This window comes from Bradyrhizobium sp. ORS 375 (assembly GCF_000239775.1).
In the GTDB taxonomy this organism is placed as follows: Bacteria; Pseudomonadota; Alphaproteobacteria; order Rhizobiales; family Xanthobacteraceae; genus Bradyrhizobium.
This window is the reverse complement of the sequence record NZ_CAFI01000457.1, coordinates 20,629-39,619: the sequence shown is the minus strand read 5'-3', so window position 1 is coordinate 39,619 and position 18,991 is coordinate 20,629. Positions and strand designations below refer to the sequence as shown.

General features: G+C 66.1%; 16 protein-coding genes. 12 read left to right on the top strand and 4 right to left on the bottom strand.

Annotation, left to right across the window (positions count from 1 at the left end; translation table 11 throughout):
• Positions 1 to 1,001 precede the first annotated feature (1,001 nt).
• The 4 genes from murJ (at position 1,002) to BRAO375_RS31345 (ending at position 6,621) form a co-directional block, all read left to right on the top strand.
• The gene (gene murJ / locus BRAO375_RS31360) at positions 1,002 to 2,531 is read left to right on the top strand and encodes a murein biosynthesis integral membrane protein MurJ (RefSeq protein ID WP_009031452.1); all 1,530 of its coding nucleotides are present in this window, start codon (positions 1,002 to 1,004) and stop codon (positions 2,529 to 2,531) included.
• Between the two features lie 138 nt (positions 2,532 to 2,669).
• Positions 2,670 to 4,979 (top strand): xanthine dehydrogenase family protein molybdopterin-binding subunit, encoded by a 2,310-nt coding sequence (locus BRAO375_RS31355; protein WP_009031451.1) that lies wholly within the window; start codon positions 2,670 to 2,672, stop codon positions 4,977 to 4,979.
• Between the two features lie 132 nt (positions 4,980 to 5,111).
• A complete protein-coding gene (locus tag BRAO375_RS31350) occupies positions 5,112 to 5,564 on the top strand; it encodes a c-type cytochrome (protein ID WP_009031450.1) in 453 nt (150 codons plus the stop codon).
• 136 nt (positions 5,565 to 5,700) lie between these two features.
• A complete protein-coding gene (locus tag BRAO375_RS31345) occupies positions 5,701 to 6,621 on the top strand; it encodes a c-type cytochrome (RefSeq protein WP_009031449.1) in 921 nt (306 codons plus the stop codon).
• A gap of 70 nt (positions 6,622 to 6,691) precedes the next feature.
• Here the strand turns inward: BRAO375_RS31345 and BRAO375_RS31340 are convergent, their stop codons facing one another.
• Positions 6,692 to 7,852 carry an ABC transporter substrate-binding protein gene (locus BRAO375_RS31340; RefSeq protein ID WP_009031448.1) on the bottom strand — a complete coding sequence of 387 codons (1,161 nt, stop codon included), beginning with the start codon at positions 7,850 to 7,852 and terminating at the stop codon, positions 6,692 to 6,694.
• Between the two features lie 234 nt (positions 7,853 to 8,086).
• Here BRAO375_RS31340 and BRAO375_RS31335 point away from each other — a divergent pair, with 234 nt between their 5' ends.
• The gene (locus BRAO375_RS31335) at positions 8,087 to 10,594 is read left to right on the top strand and encodes a bifunctional diguanylate cyclase/phosphodiesterase (RefSeq protein ID WP_009031447.1); all 2,508 of its coding nucleotides are present in this window, start codon (positions 8,087 to 8,089) and stop codon (positions 10,592 to 10,594) included.
• Here BRAO375_RS31335 and BRAO375_RS31330 read toward each other — a convergent pair.
• Positions 10,548 to 11,612, bottom strand: coding sequence for a helix-turn-helix domain-containing protein (locus BRAO375_RS31330; protein WP_009031446.1), 1,065 nt, complete (start codon positions 11,610 to 11,612; stop codon positions 10,548 to 10,550). The genes BRAO375_RS31335 and BRAO375_RS31330 overlap by 47 nt on opposite strands.
• A gap of 351 nt (positions 11,613 to 11,963) precedes the next feature.
• A complete protein-coding gene (locus tag BRAO375_RS31325; RefSeq protein WP_006613331.1) occupies positions 11,964 to 12,209 on the bottom strand; it encodes an Lrp/AsnC ligand binding domain-containing protein in 246 nt (81 codons plus the stop codon).
• Between the two features lie 122 nt (positions 12,210 to 12,331).
• On the opposite strand from BRAO375_RS31325, the gene thiD reads away from it, so the two are divergent.
• Together thiD and BRAO375_RS31315 are read left to right on the top strand one after the other, a co-directional pair.
• Positions 12,332 to 13,132: a bifunctional hydroxymethylpyrimidine kinase/phosphomethylpyrimidine kinase gene (thiD, locus tag BRAO375_RS31320; RefSeq protein ID WP_009031445.1), complete on the top strand. Its 801-nt coding sequence runs from the start codon at positions 12,332 to 12,334 to the stop codon at positions 13,130 to 13,132.
• A gap of 58 nt (positions 13,133 to 13,190) precedes the next feature.
• Positions 13,191 to 13,649, top strand: a complete 459-nt coding sequence (locus BRAO375_RS31315; protein WP_009031444.1) for a nuclear transport factor 2 family protein — start codon at positions 13,191 to 13,193, stop codon at positions 13,647 to 13,649.
• Positions 13,650 to 13,662: 13 nt separating this feature from the next.
• Here the strand turns inward: BRAO375_RS31315 and BRAO375_RS31310 are convergent, their stop codons facing one another.
• The gene (locus BRAO375_RS31310) at positions 13,663 to 14,712 is read right to left on the bottom strand and encodes an AraC family transcriptional regulator (RefSeq protein WP_009031443.1); all 1,050 of its coding nucleotides are present in this window, start codon (positions 14,710 to 14,712) and stop codon (positions 13,663 to 13,665) included.
• 163 nt (positions 14,713 to 14,875) lie between these two features.
• On the opposite strand from BRAO375_RS31310, the gene BRAO375_RS31305 reads away from it, so the two are divergent.
• From BRAO375_RS31305 to BRAO375_RS31285, 5 genes are read left to right on the top strand one after another with little or no spacing between them, the layout of a single operon-like run.
• Positions 14,876 to 15,700 (top strand): alpha/beta fold hydrolase, encoded by an 825-nt coding sequence (locus tag BRAO375_RS31305; RefSeq protein WP_009031442.1) that lies wholly within the window; start codon positions 14,876 to 14,878, stop codon positions 15,698 to 15,700.
• Positions 15,701 to 15,736: 36 nt separating this feature from the next.
• Positions 15,737 to 16,387, top strand: a complete 651-nt coding sequence (locus BRAO375_RS31300; RefSeq protein WP_009031441.1) for a hydrolase — start codon at positions 15,737 to 15,739, stop codon at positions 16,385 to 16,387.
• Positions 16,388 to 16,395: 8 nt separating this feature from the next.
• The gene (locus BRAO375_RS31295; RefSeq protein ID WP_009031440.1) at positions 16,396 to 16,683 is read left to right on the top strand and encodes a XapX domain-containing protein; all 288 of its coding nucleotides are present in this window, start codon (positions 16,396 to 16,398) and stop codon (positions 16,681 to 16,683) included.
• A complete protein-coding gene (locus BRAO375_RS31290) occupies positions 16,680 to 18,557 on the top strand; it encodes an amidohydrolase (RefSeq protein WP_009031439.1) in 1,878 nt (625 codons plus the stop codon). The genes BRAO375_RS31295 and BRAO375_RS31290 overlap by 4 nt, the downstream gene beginning before the upstream one ends.
• On the top strand, positions 18,557 to 18,982 hold the full coding sequence (locus BRAO375_RS31285; RefSeq protein WP_009031438.1) for a DoxX family protein: 426 nt from the start codon (positions 18,557 to 18,559) through the stop codon (positions 18,980 to 18,982). The genes BRAO375_RS31290 and BRAO375_RS31285 overlap by 1 nt, the downstream gene beginning before the upstream one ends.
• The last annotated feature ends 9 nt before the right edge of the window (positions 18,983 to 18,991 follow it).

Sequence of the window (18,991 nt, the reverse complement as noted above, 5' to 3'; positions counted from 1 at the left end):
GAAGCGAAGCAATCCAGGGCCGCGCGTGTGACTCTGGATTGCTTCGCTTCGCTCGCAATGACGCCGGTGAGACATGCGGGCTTCTTTCGCGTCCGACTCCGCGGGTAGGCAAAGGCGCGCAACCTGCGTGTTTGCCACGCCGATCCATCGCGCCCTACGGCAGCGGTGCTCGCATTCCGATTTACGCCTCAAACAGCGATCGACACAGGGACGCACTCTCGCGGCACATCATGCCCGAGGCTTGCGATCAGTCCACCCTCGCAAACAGTGCAGAGGGCGCAGGGAATGCCGGGTGAAGGCCTCACCCATGGCCCGCCTGCTGAAAGAAATGCAGGCGGCAGGTACCACAGGTTCAGCCGACCATCCGACATTCCCTGCGCGATGGGCTCACGGCTGCTTCGCGATCTCCCCGGTGCACCGGCTATTTGGCCACCGTCGTCTGCGCCATGCGATCAGCACGAGCGCCAACTTGACCTCAGCATCGGGAGGTCAGGACCACGCGACTTGACCGTCCGTGAGCGCCCGTTCGTCCGCACGCCACGAGGACATGCTGCGAGCTCTCCCGGCCATCGCATCCCCGCCTCGCGTGTCGTGACGATCGCGCGCTACGCCCCTTCTGCGATGAGGCGGGATGGCGGGAGATAAGCATGATTTCCGTAAAACCGCAAGCGGATTATTTTTATCGGAAGATGGCGTCGTGTGGCGGAGTTGTCGCTCCGCCACTGGTGTCGTCCCGGCGAACGCCGGGACCCATACCGCGTGATGTCAGCAATGGACAGGCGGCTTGTCCCGCGCACCTCATCGATGGCACGGAGTATGGATCCCGGATCGGCGCCCGCCGCCGCTTCGCGCCTGCAGGCTTGTCCGGGATGACAGCGAATGTGTGGCGCATGTCGGACGTCTACCGCTGCGTCTTGTCAGCGGCCGCCGAGATACGAGCATCGGCGAAATCCCTCCGTTCCCCGCTTCAAACTCCGCCCCCAATCCTCTACAAGCCCCCCATGCTCGGACGCATCTTCACCGTCGGCGGCTATACGCTGCTGTCGCGCCTCACCGGTTTTGCCCGTGACATCATGCTGGCGGCGATCCTTGGCGCCGGGCCGATCGCCGACGCGTTCTTCATTGCGTTCCGGCTGCCGAACCATTTCCGGGCGATCTTCGCGGAAGGGGCGTTCAACGCGGCCTTTGTTCCGGCCTATGCGCATGTCCATGGCGAGAAGGGGCCGGCGTCCGCGAGCCTGTTTGCGGACCGCATCTTCACTTTGCTGCTGGCCTCGCAGGTCGTGCTGCTGATCCTCGCCTGGGTGTTCATGCCGCAGGCGATGACGATCCTGGCGCCGGGCTTCACCGATGATCCGGCGCAGCGGGACATGGCGATCACGCTGACGCGGATCACCTTTCCGTATCTGCTGCTGATCACGCTGGTGACGCTGTATGGCGGCATGCTCAACGTGATGCAGCGCTTCGCCAGCGCCGCGGCGGCCTCGATCTTCCTCAATCTCGCAATGATGGTGACCTTGGCGCTGGCGGCGTTCTTTCCGAACGCCGGCCATGCCGCCGCGTGGGGCGTGCTGATCTCCGGCTTCCTGCAGTATTTCCTGCTCGCCGGCGATCTCGCGCGCCATGGCGGGCTGCCGCGGTTTGCGCCGCTCAAGCTCGACGACGACATCCGCGCCTTCTTCAAGGCGCTGGGACCGGCGACCTTGGGATCGATGGGCACGCAGGTCGCGATGTTCGCCGACACCATCATCGCGACGTTCCTGCCCGCCGGCGCGATCTCGGCGCTGTATTATGCCGATCGTCTCAACCAGCTCCCGATCGGGGTGATCGGCATCGCCATCGGCACGGTGCTGCTGCCGGAGATGTCGCGGCGGCTGACGGCCGGTGATCACCAGGGCGCCATGGAGCAGCAGCGCCGCGCCTTCGAGTTCACGCTGCTGTTCTCGGTGCCGTTCGTCGCCGCCTTCCTCGCCGTGCCCGACGTCATCACCCGCGCAATGTTCGCGCGCGGCGCCTTTACCAAGGGAGATGCGGCGGCGGCCGGCGCGACGCTCGCGGCCTATGCCGTCGGCCTGATTCCCTTCGTGATGATCCGCAGCGCGGTCTCGACCTTCTACGCGCGCAAGGACACGGCGACGCCCGTCAAGGCCTCGCTCACCGGGCTGACCGCCAACGTCGTCCTCAAGCTGCTGCTGATGGGCTCGCTCGCGCAGGTCGGCCTCGCGCTGGCGACGGCCGTCGGCGCCTGGATCAATCTGCTGCTCGTGCTCGGCTTCGCCGTCCACAAGCGCTACCTTGTCGTCGATCGGCGTCTGATGTCATCGCTGCTCAAGTTCGCGGGCACCGGCGCCGGGCTGGCTGCGGCGTTGTGGCTCACCCAGGCCGTGGCTGCGCCGCGCCTGGAGGCGCTCGGGGGCCTGCGCGACGAAGCCTTGCTCGGCCTTCTGATCGTGATCGGCGCCATCGTCTACGCCGGCGCGATTCTCGTGCTGTTCGGCCCGCGCTGGCTCAAGACACTCGTGCGACGATGAGACGCTGCAATGCAGCATCGACGTGCGACCTTCCCGCCGAGAGTTGACCGCGCCTGCGTCGAATGAGGTTTGCGCGGGCTCGCGTTCCGCTGCAATATGGCGCCAACATCGCCAAAACGAAGCGGGAAGTGAAACCAGATGGCTGCTCCAATCAAGTTCGGTATGGGACAAAGCGTTCTCCGCAAAGAGGATGACGCGCTGATTCGCGGCAAGGGCCGCTATACCGACGATCTCGCGCCATCGGCGGCCTTGCATGCGCTGGTGCTGCGCTCGCCGCAGGCCCATGCCAAGTTCACCATCGACGTCGCCCAGGCGCGGCTGCTGCCCGGCGTGGCGCTGATTCTCACGGCCGAGGACACCGCGGAGCTCGGCGGCCTGCCGTGCCTGTTCAACCTCGAGACCGACCCATTCACCGCGCCGCCGTATCCGATCCTGGCCAAGGACGAGGTGCGTCATGTCGGCGACGCCGTAGCTTTTGTCGTCGCCGACACGCTCGATCATGCGCGCGACGCGCTCGAGGCGATCAAGGTCGAGTGGACGACGCTGCCGGCCGTGACGGGCGTGGTCAACGCGATCAAGCCGGGCGCGCCGCAGGTCTGGCCGGATCACAAGGGCAACGTGCTGTTCGATGTGTCGATCGGCGACAAGTCCGCGACCGAGGCCGCCTTCGCCAAAGCGCATGCGGTGGCCGAGATCCAGATCGTCAATCCGCGCGTGGTCGCGAGCTTCATGGAGACGCGTGCCGCAGTCTGCGAATACGACACCAAGCGCGATCATCTGACCTTGACCGCCGGCAGCCAGGGCAGCCACCGGCTGCGCGACATCCTCTGCCAGAACGTGTTGAAGATCCCGACCGAGAAGATGCGGGTGATCTGCCCGGATGTCGGCGGCGGCTTCGGCACCAAGCTGTTTCCGTACCGGGAATACGCGCTGGTTGCGGTCGCCGCGCAGCGGCTGCGCAAGTCGGTGCGTTGGGCCGCCGATCGCTCCGAGCATTTCATGGGCGACGCGCAGGGCCGCGACAACGTGACCACCGCGCGGATGGCGCTGGCCGAGGACGGCAAGTTTCTGGCGATGGATGTCGACCTGATGGGCGACATGGGCGCCTATCTCTCGACCTTCGCGCCCTACATCCCGCATGGCGGCGCCGGCATGCTGCCGGGCCTCTACGACATCCAGGCCTTCCACTGCCGCGTGCGCACGATCTTTACCCACACCGTGCCGGTCGATGCCTATCGCGGTGCAGGCCGTCCCGAGGCGGCCTATGTCGTCGAGCGTCTGGTCGATGCCTGCGCGCGCAAGCTCGACATGTCGGTCGATGCCATCAGGCGCAAGAACTTCATCCCGCCGCGCGCGCTGCCCTACAAGACCGCGACCGGCAAGGTCTATGATTCCGGCGATTTCAACGCGCATCTGAAGCGCGCGATGGAGATCGCCGAGTGGAAGGAGTTTCCGAAGCGCGCCAAGGCCGCCAAGAAGAACGGCCTCGTCCGTGGCATCGGGCTCGCGAGCTACGTCGAGGTCTGCGGCACCATGGGCGAGGAGACCGCCAATGTGCGGCTCGACCCCAACGGCGACGTGACGATCCTGATCGGCACGCAGTCGAGCGGGCAGGGCCACCAGACGGCCTACGCGCAGATCGTCGCCGAGCAGTTCGGCCTGCCGCCGGAGCGCGTTCACATCCATCAGGGCGACACGGCGGAGATCGCCACCGGCCTCGGCACCGGCGGCTCGGCCTCGATCCCCTCGGGCGGCGTCAGCGTGCAGCGCGCGACGCATGAGCTCGGCGACAAGCTCAAGCAGATCGCGGCCGAAGCGCTCGAAGCCGGCTTGGGCGATCTCGAGATCGCCGATGGCGTGATCCGCGTTGCCGGCACCGACCGCGCGATCTCGTTCGCCGATCTCGCCAAGCGCCCCGGCGTCGATCCCGCCAAGCTCAACGGCAGCGCCACCTTCGCCAGCGCCGACGGCACCTATCCGAACGGCACGCATGTCGCGGAGATCGAGCTCGATCCGGCCACCGGCATCATCAAGATCGTCAACTACGTCATCGTCGACGATTTCGGCGTGACGCTGAATCCGCTGCTGCTCGCCGGCCAGGTCCACGGCGGCGCGGTGCAGGGCATCGGCCAGGCGCTGATGGAGCAGGTCGTCTACAGCAACTCCGACGCTCAGCTCGTCACCGGCAGCTACATGGACTACGCGCTGCCGCGGGCGGCGGATGCGCCGACCTTCACCTTCGAGACGCACAACGTGCCCTGCAAGACCAATCCGATGGGCGTGAAGGGCGCAGGCGAGGCGGGCGCGATCGGCTCCTGCCCGGCGGTGGTCAACGCCATCGTCGAAGCCCTCTGGCGTGAGTACAAGATCGACCATATCGACATGCCGGCGACGCCCGAGCGGGTCTGGATCGCGATCCGGGAGCAGCATCGCCGTCACAGTCTCTGAGGACCTATTTCCCCGAACACTCTCCGATATCCGCCTCAATTCCGGAATAACCCGCCGGGGCAGGGGTTGACCAAACAGGCGCGACCCGTCCGGGTGGGCTGGACGGGATTGTGACAACAAAGGAGCGAATTGATGAAGCGGACTGTCGTGGTGGCAGCAGCAGCGTTGCTGCTCGGGGCCGGCGCCGTGATGGCACAGGACAACCTGGTCAAGCAGAGCCAGGACATCATGAAGGCGAACGCCAAGAACCTCGGCGGTGTCCTGATCGCCATGGTCAAGGGCGAGAAGCCCTATGACCAGGCCGCCGTCAATGCCGCTCTGGCTCAGCTCGAGGACACCGCCAAGAAGCTGCCGACGATGTATCCGGCGAGCATGAAGGGCGCGAAGTACGAGGGCGATTACAGCGCCTCGCCGAAGATCTGGGAAGACCATGCCGGCTTCCAGGCCAAGATCGACAGCTTCGCCAAGGTGGTCACCGAAGCCAAGGCCAAGATCAAGGATCTCGACAGCCTGAAGGCGACCGCGCCGGGCATCGGCAAGGAATGCGGCGGCTGCCACGAGACCTACCGGCTCAAGAACAGCTGATCTGACGCGATATTGAGAGGGGCGGACGCCATAGCGCGTTCGCCCCCTTTGTTTGTCCGGCGCCGGCGTCATAGTGTAGCGGCGCGTCCGCGACATTCCGGACTGATCGCATCCCTCCCGCAGTGACGGAGCCACAATGCACCGACGCCTCCTGCTTGCCTTGTGTGTGCTCGGCGTCGCCGGTCTTGCGGTATTCTGGTGGCTGACGGGGCCGTCGACGATCGCGCTCGCAGCAGCGGCGCGCGCACCCGATCTCGCCAACGGCCAGGAGATGTTCAACATCGGCGGCTGCTCGTCGTGCCATGCGGTGCCGAACCAGCCGGACCGCCTCAAGCTCGGCGGCGGACTGCCGCTGGAATCGCCGTTCGGCACCTTCTATGCGCCCAACATCTCACCCGATCCGAATGATGGGATCGGGCGCTGGAGCGAGGCCGAATTCATCAACGCCGTCGTGCGTGGCGTCTCGCCGGGCGGCAGCCACTACTATCCGGCGTTTCCCTATACCTCCTATGCCGGTGCGAAGGTCGACGACGTCAGAGATCTGTTCGCCTACATGAAGACGCTGCCGCCGGTCAGCGGCGCCTCGCGCGTCCATGACCTGCCATTCCCGTTCAACATCCGCCGCACCGTCGGGGTCTGGAAGCTCCTGTTCTTCGACGACAAGCCGTTCGTCGCCGACGCCTCGCAGTCGGCGGAGTGGAACCGCGGCGCCTATCTGGTCAACACTTTCGGTCATTGCGCCGAATGTCACAGCCCGCGCAACCCGCTCGGCGGTCTCAAGACGGCGCAGCGGCTGGCCGGCGGGCCCGATCCGGAAGGCCACGGCTTCGTGCCGAACATCACCCAGAAGGGTCTCGCTGACTGGAGCGAGAGCGACATCAGCTATTTCCTGGAGACCGGGCAGCTGCCCGACGGCGACAGCGCCGGCGGCTCCATGGCGCGCGTGATCCGCAACACGTCGCAGCTGACGCCCGGGGATCGCAAGGCGATGGCGGTCTATCTGAAATCGCTGCCGCCGGTCGAAGGCCCGCCGAAGCCCAAGAAACCCGCAAACTGAACCCGCAAACTGAACCCGCAAACTGAACCCGCAAACTGAACCTGCGAGCTGATCGGCTCCGCGGGACGGATCAGATCGGCTTGAAGCTGCCGTCGCCCTGGATCACCGTCAGCGACACCGTCGGGGGATTGTCCTTGCGCGCACTGCCGAAGCTGACGACCAGCCCGCCAATGTCGAATTGGCCGACCTCGTTGATGATCCGCAGCAGATCGGCGCGCGTCGGGTTCGGCCCGGTCATCGCCAGAGCGCGCGCGACCAGACGCCCGGTGATGTAGCCCTCGAGCCCGATGAAGTCGGGCGTCTGGCTCGGATCGAGCGCCTTCATCGCAGCCTGATAGTCGGCGACGATGCGTCGATCGGTATCCCAGGGAAACGGCACCACCTCGGAGACGATGACGCCGCGGGCTTCCGAGCCGAGCTCCTTGGCGAGCGCATTGCCGCCGACGAACGACACGGCCGAGAAGGTCGGGTTGAAGCCCGAGCGATGCGCCATCTTGATGAACTCGGCGCACGGCCCGTAGGTGCCGACCAGGATGACGGCCTCCGGCTCGGCGCGCCGGATCACCTTGAGCGCTGCGCCGACGGCGCGTGTGTTGCGCTCGAACGTGCCTTCCGCCGCAAGCTCCAGCCCGCGTTTATCGAGATAGGTCTTCACGCCCGCCAGAACGTCGCGGCCGAACGCGTCGTCCTGATAGAAGATCGCGATGCGGGTGAGGCGGAGCTCCTCGGTGAGATGCTTGATCGTGGCTTCCGCCTCGGCCGCGTAGCTGGCGCGAATGTTGACGATGTTCTGGAATTCAGGCGCCCGCAGGAATTCGGCGCCGGACACCGGACCGATGAACGGCACGTCGTTCGAGGCGGCGATCGGTGCGGTGGCCATAGCGGTCGGCGTGCCGACGGCGCCGATCAGCGCGAACACCTTGTCCTCATAGATCAGCTTGATGGTCTCGACGACCGAGCGGTCGGGATCGTAGCCGTCATTGCGGCTCGCCAGCTTCAGCCGGCGGCCATAGACGCCGCCCTTGGCGTTGAGCTCGCTGAATGCGGCGAGCAGGCCCTGGCGCGCCGCCTGGCCGAGCGCGGCCGACGGACCTTCCAGCGCGGCGACCTGTCCGAACAGGATCGCGTCGTTGGTGACGCCGAGCTCGTCGGCGCGAGCAGAGCCGCATGGAAGCACGCCTGCGAATAGGATGAGGACGATCGACTTCCGAAAGCTTGAGAGCCAGTTCATTGCAATCTTCGATGCACGGGTACGCTTGATGAACCCAGCCTACACGCGTTGAATGAAGACCTCGCTAAAGACGTGTCGCCGGCTTGATCGCGTTTTGGGCGGCCCGCGAAAGTCAGCCGTTAACCAAGCCTGGGTTTACGGTACTCCACAACTGATCATCTTTGACCGTCCTTAACTTAGCCGGTTGACCATCGGTCACGTGTCGTGAGGGGCAGCCGTTTGGCGGGGGCCATATTGCAGGTTGAAGAGTACAGCGCACCGACGCTGCAGGAACAGGATGGTGCTCGTATCGGTAGCGGGCGCGAGAAGATTCGCGCGTCTCTATCGCGATACCGGCTGTATCGTCCTGCGATCATCGCCGCGTGCGTCGGCGTCGTTCTGTCGATCGCGGGGACGGTCGCCGTCGGACGCTGGGAAAACCGGCTGGCGCGCACCGACTTCGAAGCCGTGGCCGAGGCGCAGGCGATCCTGGTCCAGAATGGCGTCAACGAATATGTCAGCCGCCTGACCGCGCTGCGCACCCGTTTCGAATCCGCCAACGACGACATCACCCGCAGCGAGTACCAGACCTTCAGCGCGCGCCTGTTCGAGGCGCATCGCGGCATGCTGCGTCTGGCCTGGCTGCCGCGGATCAAGCGCAAGGAGCGCGGCGAGTATGAAGCCGCCGCCATCACCGACGGCGTTCCCGCCTTTCGCATCAAGTCCTATCCGGATGGCACCGTCGCCCCGGAAAGCGACGAGTACTACCCGGTCTACTTCTCGACCGAAGCAAAGACCTCGCCGGTCTACGGTCTCGACTACTGGAGCATCCCCGATCATCGCGCCGTGCTGGAGCAGTCGCGCGACTACGACATGATCGGCGCCCTGCGGACGCGCCAGAACCTGATCAATCAGAACGAGCGCAACAACGCCGTGATGATCGGCATCCCCGTCTACGCCAAGGGAACGTCGCGCACGACGGTCGCCGACCGCCGCCGCAATCTCGCCGGCTTCATCGTCGGCGTGTTCGATCTGCCGATGCTGCTGCAGTCGGTGCGCGCCAACAATCCCAACAGCCCGGCGCTGCAGATCAATCTGCTGCCGCCGGAGCGCGTCATCAATGCGTCCGGTGTCGACCCGCAGCGCTGGCCGAGCGATCCCAACATCTGGTCGACGACCTTGCGCATCGGCGATGCCGATTGGGTCTTCCAGGCCGCGCCCGCCGGCGGCGGTCTGATGGCCAGCCACAACCGCGCGCTGGCGCTCTATGCCGCCGGCATGGCGACCACGATCTTCCTGGCGGTGTATCTTGCGCTGTCGAGCCGCAACGCCCAGCAGCTGGCGCTCGCCAATCGCCGCGTGCTCGAGCTTGCGCAGACCGACGCGCTGACCGGGCTCGCCAACCGCGCCTTCTTCCTCGAGGAGATGGAGCGCATCAACGACGAGAAGAACGGTCGCTTCACCGTCTTCCTGCTCGACCTCGACCGCTTCAAGAACGTCAACGATTCGCTCGGTCACGGCGCGGGCGACGAGCTGCTGGTGCAGGTCGCGCAGCGTCTGCGCTCGCAGCTGCGCGACGAGGACGTGCTGGCCCGGCTCGGCGGCGACGAGTTCGCCCTGATCCAGGCCGGCTTCGACGACCAGCGCACGGCCGCGATCGAGCTGGCGCAGCGCATCACCCGGCTGATCGCCGAGCCGTTCCAGCTCGGCGGACAGCGGGTCGAGATCGGCACCAGCATCGGCGTCTCGCTCGCGCCGCAGCACGGCCGCGACCAGGAGCATCTGCTCAAGAAGGCCGACCTCGCGCTGTACCGTTCGAAGTCGGCAGGACGCAGCTGCTACACGATGTATGACGACGCGATGTCGGCCGAGCTCGAGGCGCGCAACACGCTGGAGGGAGATCTGCGCGACGCCATCGCGCAGTGTCAGTTCGAGGTGCACTATCAGCCGTTCTACGATGCCGAGACCCGCGAGCGCCGCGGCGTCGAGGCGTTGGTGCGCTGGCGCCATCCGGTCAAGGGTCTCGTGCCGCCGGACAAGTTCATCCCGCTCGCGGAAGCGACCGGCCTGATCGTGCCGCTCGGCGAGTGGATCATCAGCAGGGCCTGCGACGACGCGACGGCGTGGCCCGACGACGTCAAGGTCGCGGTCAACCTGTCGCCGGTCCAGTTCAAGCAGGCGGAGCTGTTCGACGTCATTCAGTCGGCGCTCGCAAGGTCGGGCCTCGATCCGAAACGCCTGGAGATCGAGATCACCGAGTCTGTGCTGCTCGAGCGCGCCGCCGAAAATGAGAGCTTCATCGACCGGCTGAAGGGCCTCGGGATTTCGCTGGCGCTCGACGATTTCGGCACCGGCTATTCGTCGCTGCGCTCGCTGACGGCATTCCCGTTCAACAAGATCAAGATCGACAAATCGTTCGTCGCCAATCTCAGCGTCCGTGATGAAAGCGCCGCCGTGATCTCCTCGGTGGTGACGCTGGCGCGCGGGCTCGGCATCCAGATTACCGCGGAAGGCGTCGAGACGGAGGAGCAGCTGGAGCAGCTGCGCGCGCTCGGCGTCAACTTCGCACAGGGTTATCTGCTGGGCCGGCCGATGCCGGTGGAGCAGCTCGAAAAGCACCTTGAGATCGCGCGCGTCGCGGCCGAGCAGGACGATGCTCAGGAGGCCGAGCCGCGTTCGGAGGACGGCGATCCGCGTTCGGGGGCCGTGGTCGCACTCATTCCCCGGTCCGGGGCGCTGCTATCCCTCGCATCCAACGGCTGAGCGGCGAGGCGGGTTCGGCATCGCCGCCGGCCGGCAGCTGCGGCAGGCCCAGCAGCGCTGCCTCGCGCGCGGCGCTTGGTGTGATGCCGTAGGCGGTCTTGAACAGCCGGGTGAAATGCGCATCGGTGCCGAGCTGCCAGCGTCGTGCCACCTCGCTGATGCGCACCTGGCGCGAACCGGTCCCCGCGAGATCGAAGAAGGCGCGGTGCAGGCGGCGGCTGCGGATGTAGTCGGCGATGCCGCCGATCGGCGCGAACAGCCGATACAGCGACGCCCGCGACAGCCCGAAATGCAGCGCCACCGCGTCGGCGCTGAGCTCCGGGCTCCCCAGCTGGGATTCGATGTATTGCCGGATGCGCAGCAGCGAGGCGTCCGCGCTCACGCTGCGGTCGGCATCGCGGCGCTCCAGCTCGCCGCGCAGGCAGGCCGAGATCAGCGAGATCGTGCCGTCGACCACCGCCTGGCACTCGTCGAAGCTCAGCCGCGGCGCGCAATCGAGCAGTGCGCCGAAATGCCGCGCCAGGAGCGGCGCCATCGCGCCGTCGCGCGGCAGCACCAGCCCATGCAGATCCTCGACCTGCAAGAGGCGCGCGTCGAACATCGGCCGCGGCACGACCATCGTGACGTTCTCGAACGCGCTCGCGCGCGTCTCGAGTGTCTGGGCGAGATCGAGCACGCAGAGATCGCCGGCCGCGACGCGGATCGGGCGATCGCCGGCGACGCCGTCGTAGCCGCCCGTCACATAAAGCTGCACGACAATGTGGTCGACGCCGCTGCGCGCGATCGTCTCGGCCGAGCGCCGGAAGCGCTGGCCGCTGGCGCGGGCCGATCCGAGCAGGACGGAGCCGAGCGCGTAGGACAGCACGTCGGCCCTGAAAGGCGCAGCTTCGCCGGCGGCGAGCTCATCGACATCGAAGAACGTCGAGGTGGCCTCGCGCCATGCCGCGATGTTGGTCTCGGTGTCCATCTGCTCGGCTGAGAAGCCGTAGCTCGGCAGCAAGGACGAAACAGCTTTCATCTCACTCGTCACGCAACGTCACAGACTGTCTTGAGCTTTCGTCTCAACTTCTTGATCGATCGTATCGGGGCGCTCGCCCGCCTTGACCCGATGCGCGATGCACACGCTATAGGACGTCTATCGCCAAGTTGCCGCAAGGAAAGCCGGGCCGTTCGATGGTCCCCCCGTTTCCCCTCGCGATCGAAAGGTCCGGCTGTCCGGCCCGCGGCAATCCCTTGGCGTGAGACGGGGACGCTGCCGCTCACCGTCTTTCATGACGAAACCATGCTTGTGCCATTTTGAGGAATTCGGCGCCCGTCGGTCACGACGGGCGCCTTTCTCTTGCCGGCGCACGATGAGGTTTGCGGCTGGCTAGCTTGCGCCGAAGGCCTTGAAGGTGATGATGGTGTGGGTGTCCTGGATGCCGGGCAGGACCTGGACCTTCTCGTTCACGAAGTGACCGATGTCGGTCTCGTTGTCGACGTAGAACTTCACCAGCAGGTCGTAGTTTCCGGCCGTCGAGTAGATCTCGGAGGCGATCTCGGCCTCGGCCAGCGCATTGGCCACGACATAGGACTGGCCGAGCTTGCACTTGATCTGGACGAAGAAAGGAACCATGGCAGGCGGTCTCCGGGAAGCGTTTCAAGCCTCAATATAGCGTTTTCGGGCGAAGTCGAGACGCATTCTGGGAGGGCCGGGCCTGCTTGCCGGGCGTGACCGGGCCAGGCTAGGAGTGGGGCATGAGCACGCCCACAGCCCTCACCATCGCCGGCTCGGATTCGTCCGGGGGAGCCGGCATCCAGGCCGATCTCAAGACGTTCGCCGCGCTGTCGGTCTACGGCGCCTCGGTGCTGACGGCGCTGACGGCGCAGAACACCCGGGGCGTCACCGGCGTGCACCTGGTGCCGCCCGATTTCGTCACGGCCCAGATCGATGCGGTGTTCGACGATCTCGCGGTCGGCGCGGTCAAGATCGGCATGGTGGCCCAGGCGTCGATCGCCGACGCGATCGCCGCAAGCCTGGCGCGCTGGCGGCCCGCTCACATCGTGCTCGATCCGGTGATGGTGGCGACCTCTGGCGCGCGGCTGCTGCCGGAGGACGCGATCGAGGCGCTGCGCAGCCGGCTCGTTCCGCAGGCCTCGCTGATCACGCCGAACCTGCCCGAGGCGGCCGCGCTGCTCGGCGAGCCGGTCGCCGGGACCGACGCGGACATCGAAGCCCAGGGCCGCCGGCTGCTCGCGCTGGGCTGTCCGGCCGTGCTGATCAAGGGCGGCCACGGGCAGGGCGCCGAGAGCACCGATTACCTGATCACCTCAGGCGCCTGCCTCGCGCTGCCGGCGCCGCGCGTCGCAACGAAGAACACGCACGGCACCGGCTGCTCGCTGTCGTCGGCCGTCGCCGCCGGGTTGGCGAAGGGAGAAAGCCTGGAGACTGCCGTGCGCAACGCCAAGGCCTTCATCTCTGGCGCGATTGCGGCGGCCGATCGTTTCACGGTCGGCCACGGCCACGGCCCGGTGCATCATCTCTATCGGTTCTATTGACGCCAAGCTCGCGCGTCGCTGCCGATCGCGCGAAGCCTTTCCGACACGGAGGTCCTCAATGATACGGCGTGCCCTGATCCTGGTGACGATGGCGATCGCCGGAGCGCTTTCCACTCCGGCCTTGGCCGAGCGCGTCTATTCGGCCGAGGAGGAGCGCAACAAGGCGATCGTGCTCGACTTCTATGAGCAAGGCCTGAACCGGAAGGACTTCGCCGCCGCCTCGAAATATCTCGGCACCTACATCCAGCACAATCCGAGCGCCGAGGATGGCCCGGAAGGCTTCCGCAAGTTCATCGAATTCCTGAAGACGAAGTTTCCGCAATCGCACAGCGAGATCACGAAGGTCCTGGTCGACGGCGACTTCGTCATTCTGCGCGTGCATGCCGTTCGCGAGCCCGGCACCCGCGGCAACGCGATCGTCGACATCTTCCGCCTGAAGGACGGCAAGATCGAAGAGCACTGGGATTCGGTGCAGCCGATCCCCGAGCAGTCGGCCAATTCGAACGGCATGTTCTGAAACGCGTCGCCGCTCACTTCTGATGGGCGGCTTCGATCTCGCGCGGATGACCGTTGCTGATGCGCGCCCGATATTCGCCCGGCGATTCGCCGAACCAGCGGTTCGAGGCGCGGAAGAACGTGCTCTGATCGGCGTAGCCGAGCAGATAGCCGATGTCGGTGAGCGTCATGCGGGGATCGGCGAGGTGACCCTGGGCGAGTTCGCGCCTGGTGTCGTCGACGAGATCGCTGAACGAGATGCCCTCGTCGGCGAGCCTTCGCTGAAAGGTGCGATCGCTCAGGCCCAGCGCGGCCGCGATGGCCGAGCGCAGCGGGCTGCCGTCGGGCAGCAGCTTGGCGATCGCGACGCGCGCGCGATGCGCCGTGTCGGTCTTGACCAGCCGCTCCAGCGCCTCGTCAGCGATTCGATCGTGGATCGGCATCAGCTCGGGCGCCGCGGTCGTCAGCTTGCAGGCGAGATCCTCATGCGACACCAGGAAGCCGTTGAAGGGCGCATCGAATTCAAGCGGTGACTGGAACGCCCTGTTGTAGGCCGCGATCGACAGCGGCACGGCATGCGAGAAGCGCGCAGCGAGCGGCGTCAGCGGACGATCGAGCATCCAGCGGCACAGATTGAGCAAATTGATGATGCCGTAGTCGTAGCGCTGCCGCGGGATCGGGCATTCGCCGCCATAGACGTCGGTGCGCACCCAGCGGCCGCCCTGGCCGTCCTCCAGCGTGATCGCGACGGCGTCGCTGACGAGACACATGTAGCGGATCAGCCGCGTCAGCCCGGTCTGCAGATCGGGGCTCGACATCATGGCGTAGCCGGCGACGCCGTAATTGTGAGGGCGTGGGGCGGCGACATTGACGAGGCCGATATCGGGATTGCCCGAGCGTTCGGCCGCCAGCACCCACAAGCGGCTCAATGCCTCCGTGGGCCAGCGGCGATCGCAGTCCTCGAGATCCGTGATGGACAGGCCGACCTCGGCGAACAGCGCGGCCGCATCGAGGCCTTGCTCATTAAACGTGCTCGCGACGCCGCGCATCCAGGCTGACGATGTCGATCGAAGCTGCTGCGCCATCCCCTCGGCTTACCCTTGGCTTACCCTTGGCCTTCCGGAGCCAGTGCTTTGGCATCCTCGGATCATTGTGCAGGTGCACATGAGACTGCATAGCACCTGACATTGGCGATCGCGATACGAAATTCGTCGTGCGACCGCGTCACCCAGGCCGAGGAGAAAAATCATGCCCGTTCTGAAAACCAATGACGGCACAGAGATTTACTACAAGGATTGGGGCTCCGGTCAGCCGATCGTGTTCAGCCATGGCTGGCCGCTGTCGTCGGATGATTGGGATGCGCAGATGATGTTCTTCCTCAATCACGGCTTCCGCGTCATTGCCCATGACCGCCGCGGCCATGGCCGCTCGGCCCAGGTCTCCGACGGCCACGACATGGACCATTATGCTGACGACCTCGCGGCGCTCACCGCGGATCTCGACCTCAAGAACGCCGTGCATGTCGGCCATTCCACCGGTGGCGGCGAGGTCGTGCACTACCTCGCGCGTCATGGCGAGGGCCGCGCGGCGAAGGCCGCGATCATCGCCGCGGTGCCGCCCTTGATGGTGCAGACCGCTGCAAATCCCGGCGGCCTGCCGAAATCGGTGTTCGACGAGTTCCAGACCCAGGTCGCGACCCGGCGCTCGGAATTCTATCGCGACGTCGCGGCCGGTCCGTTCTACGGCTTCAACAAGCCCGGCGCGAAGCCGTCCGAGGCTGTCATCCAGAACTGGTGGCGGCAGGGCATGATGGGCAGCGCGAAGGCGCATTATGACGGCGTGGTCGCGTTCTCGCAGACCGACTTCACTGAGGACCTGAAGAAGCTCTCGCTGCCGGTGCTGGTGATGCACAGCGAGGACGACCAGATCGTGCCTTACGCCGACTCCGCGCCACTGTCGGCCAAGCTGCTCAAGAACGGCACGCTCAAGACCTACAAGGGTTTTCCGCACGGCATGCCGACCACCGAGGCCGCGACCATCAACGCCGACCTCTTGGCCTTCATCAAGGGCTGACGGCGCTCGCTTCACACATCTGTCACGGAGATCCTCATGTCCAAGCTCGAAATGCTCACGCCGCAGAACTGCGCGGTGGCGCTGATCGACTATCAGCCCGCCATGTATCAGGGCGTGCAGTCGCACGACCGTCTCGGCGTGTTCAACAACATCCAGATCGTCGCCAAGGCGGCCAAGCTGTTCAAGTTGCCGACCGTGCTCACCACGGTCGCCAAGGATTCGTTCTCCGGCCCGTTCATGCCGGAAGTGACCGAGCTGTTTCCCGAGCACGACATCGTTGACCGCACGGCGATGAACTCCTGGCTCGACGCCGGCTTCCGCAAGCAGGTCGCCGCGACCGGCCGCAAGAAGTTCATCATCGCGGGACTGTGGACCGAGGCCTGCGTGCTGTTCCCGACGCTCGACATGCTGCGCGAGGGCTATGAGATCTACATCCCGGCCGATGCCTGCGGCGATCTGTCGCTCGAGGCGCACAACCGCGCGATGGATCGCGCGGTGCAGGCCGGCGCGGTGCCGATCACCTCGTGCCAGTTCGCGTTCGAGTTGCAGCAGGACTGGGCGCGCGCCGAGACCTATGACGGCATGATGGAGATCCTCAAGGCGCATTCGCCCTACGGCATCCAGATCCGCTTCTCGAAATGGGCGCTCGGCGAGCACGCCTCCGAGGGCGGCACGAAGGCGGCCTGAGGCGTCCGATGAAGATCTATCTGCTCTCGCTCGGGGCAGGGCTGCTGGTCGGAGTGATCTACAGCCTGCTTCAGGTCCGCTCGCCCGCGCCGCCTCTGGTGGCGTTGGTCGGCCTGCTCGGCATCCTCGTCGGAGAGCAGGTGATTCCCGTGGGCAGGCAGCTTCTGACCGGCAGCAGCATCGCCGCCGCCTGGCAGAAGGCGGCCTGCGCCACGCACATCTTCGGCCTGCTGCCCGGCCACCACGGCCGGGCGGAGACCACGAACACTCCTGCGCCAGACGAGAAGGCCTCATGAGCGACCACCCCGATCTCATCCTGCATCGCGGCCTGTTCACGACGCTCGACCGCTCCAATCCGCAGGCGAATGCGGTCGCGATCAAGGACGGCGTGTTCACGGCGGTCGGCCGCGAGCACGACGTCATGAAGCTCGCCGGCCCTGAGACGAAACTGATCGATCTCAAGGGCCGCCGCGTGCTGCCGGGCTTGATCGACAATCATCTCCACATCATCCGGGGCGGGCTCAACTTCAACATGGAGCTGCGCTGGGACGGCGTGCGCTCGCTTGCCGACGCGATGGCGATGCTGAAGGCGCAGGTCGCGATCACCCCGCCGCCGCAATGGGTGCGCGTGGTTGGCGGGTTCACCGAGCATCAGTTCGCCGAGAAGCGGCTGCCGACGATCGACGAGCTCAATGCGGTGGCGCCGGATACGCCGGTGTTCCTGCTGCATCTGTATGATCGTGCGATCCTGAACGGCGCCGCGCTGCGCGCCGTAGGCTATGACAAGGACACGCCGCAGCCGCCCGGCGGCGAGATCATGCGTGATGCTCACGGCAATCCGACCGGATTGCTGCTCGCCAAGCCGAATGCGGCCATCCTCTACGCGACGCTCGCCAAGGGACCGAAACTGCCGTTCGACTACCAGCTCAACTCGACACGCCACTTCATGCGCGAGCTGAACCGGCTCGGCGTCACCGGTGCGATCGATGCCGGCGGCGGCTTCCAGAACTATCCGGATGATTATGCCGTGATCCAGAAGCTGTCGGATGAGGGCCAGCTCACCATCCGGCTCGCCTACAATCTGTTCACGCAGAAGCCGAAGGGCGAGAAGGACGACTTCCTGCGCTGGACGCAGAGCTCGTCCTACAAGCAGGGCAACGACTATTTCCGTCACAACGGCGCCGGCGAGATGCTGGTGTTCTCGGCCGCCGATTTCGAGGATTTCCGCGTGCCGCGGCCGGACATGCCGGCCGAAATGGAAGGCGAGCTCGAGGAGGTCGTGCGCATTCTCGTGCAGAACAAATGGCCGTGGCGGCTGCACGCGACCTATGACGAGACCATCTCGCGCGCGCTCGACGTGTTCGAGAAAGTCAACCAGGATACATCGCTCGGGGGCATCAACTGGTTCTTCGACCACGCCGAGACGATCTCGGACCGGTCGATCGACCGCGTCGCCGCGCTCGGCGGCGGCATCGCCGTGCAGCACCGCATGGCGTATCAGGGCGAGTACTTCGTCGAGCGCTACGGTTTTGGCGCGGCCGAGGCGACCCCGCCGGTGAAGAAGATCCTCGACAAGGGCGTCAAGGTCTCCGCCGGCACCGACGCGACGCGCGTGGCGTCCTACAACCCCTGGGTCTCGCTGTCGTGGCTCGTGACTGGCCGCACGGTGGGCGGTCTTCGCCTCACCCCCCAGCGCAACTGCCTCGATCGCGAGACCGCGCTGCGCATGTGGACCGAGAACGTCACCTGGTTCTCCAACGAAGAGGGCAGGAAAGGCCGCATCGAAGTCGGCCAGTTCGCCGACCTGATCGTGCCGGATCGCGACTTCTTCGCCTGCGCCGAGGCCGAGATCGCCGACATCACCAGTCACCTGACGATGGTCGGCGGCCGCGTCGTCTACGCGGCATCCGACTTCAAGACGCTCGACGACGCCGAACCACCGCCGGCCATGCCCGTGTGGTCGCCAGTGCGCCGCTTCGGCGGCTATGGTGCGTGGCTTGCAAAGGATGATACCGGCGCGGCGCGCGCGCGGGCGATGCAGATGTGCGGCTGCGCCAACGCTTGCGGCGTGCACGGTCACGACCACGCGCGCTCCTGGTCGAGCCGACTGCCGGTATCCGATCTCAAGAGCTTCTGGGGCGCGCTCGGCTGCGCCTGCTGGGCGGTGTGATGGCCGCGCTTTCCGACACGCCACGGCCGATCGCTGCGGTGCTCAGCCATCCCTGGCTCGGGCACGTGGCACGGCTCGCGCTGGTCTCGGCCTATCTGATCGGTGGCGTCCAGAAGCTCACCGACTTCCCCGCCGCGGTTGCCGAGCAGGCCCATTTCGGCCTGCAGCCGGCGGAGCTATGGGCGGTCGCGGCGATCGCTGTCGAGCTGATCGGCTCGGTGCTCGTCGTGGTCAATCGCCTCGTCTGGCTCGCCGCCGGTGCGCTCGGTGTGCTCACCTTCGTCGCCATGCTCACCGCCAATGACTTCTGGCGCATGGACGGCCACGACCGCTTCATGGCGCTGAATTCCTTCTTCGAGCATCTCGGCCTGATCGCAGGGCTGGTGCTGGTCTCCGTCATGTCCTGGCGCGCGCGGCGCGCCTGATCCGCTCTT

Coding starts and splice junctions, on each gene's coding strand:
- murJ (WP_009031452.1), top strand. CDS start 1,002: ATGCTCGGACGCATCTTCACCGTCGGCGGCTATACGCTGCTGTCGCGC.
- BRAO375_RS31355 (WP_009031451.1), top strand. CDS start 2,670: ATGGCTGCTCCAATCAAGTTCGGTATGGGACAAAGCGTTCTCCGCAAA.
- BRAO375_RS31350 (WP_009031450.1), top strand. CDS start 5,112: ATGAAGCGGACTGTCGTGGTGGCAGCAGCAGCGTTGCTGCTCGGGGCC.
- BRAO375_RS31345 (WP_009031449.1), top strand. CDS start 5,701: ATGCACCGACGCCTCCTGCTTGCCTTGTGTGTGCTCGGCGTCGCCGGT.
- BRAO375_RS31340 (WP_009031448.1), bottom strand. CDS start 7,852: ATGAACTGGCTCTCAAGCTTTCGGAAGTCGATCGTCCTCATCCTATTC.
- BRAO375_RS31330 (WP_009031446.1), bottom strand. CDS start 11,612: ATGAAAGCTGTTTCGTCCTTGCTGCCGAGCTACGGCTTCTCAGCCGAG.
- BRAO375_RS31325 (WP_006613331.1), bottom strand. CDS start 12,209: ATGGTTCCTTTCTTCGTCCAGATCAAGTGCAAGCTCGGCCAGTCCTAT.
- thiD (WP_009031445.1), top strand. CDS start 12,332: ATGAGCACGCCCACAGCCCTCACCATCGCCGGCTCGGATTCGTCCGGG.
- BRAO375_RS31315 (WP_009031444.1), top strand. CDS start 13,191: ATGATACGGCGTGCCCTGATCCTGGTGACGATGGCGATCGCCGGAGCG.
- BRAO375_RS31310 (WP_009031443.1), bottom strand. CDS start 14,712: ATGGCGCAGCAGCTTCGATCGACATCGTCAGCCTGGATGCGCGGCGTC.
- BRAO375_RS31305 (WP_009031442.1), top strand. CDS start 14,876: ATGCCCGTTCTGAAAACCAATGACGGCACAGAGATTTACTACAAGGAT.
- BRAO375_RS31300 (WP_009031441.1), top strand. CDS start 15,737: ATGTCCAAGCTCGAAATGCTCACGCCGCAGAACTGCGCGGTGGCGCTG.
- BRAO375_RS31295 (WP_009031440.1), top strand. CDS start 16,396: ATGAAGATCTATCTGCTCTCGCTCGGGGCAGGGCTGCTGGTCGGAGTG.
- BRAO375_RS31290 (WP_009031439.1), top strand. CDS start 16,680: ATGAGCGACCACCCCGATCTCATCCTGCATCGCGGCCTGTTCACGACG.
- BRAO375_RS31285 (WP_009031438.1), top strand. CDS start 18,557: ATGGCCGCGCTTTCCGACACGCCACGGCCGATCGCTGCGGTGCTCAGC.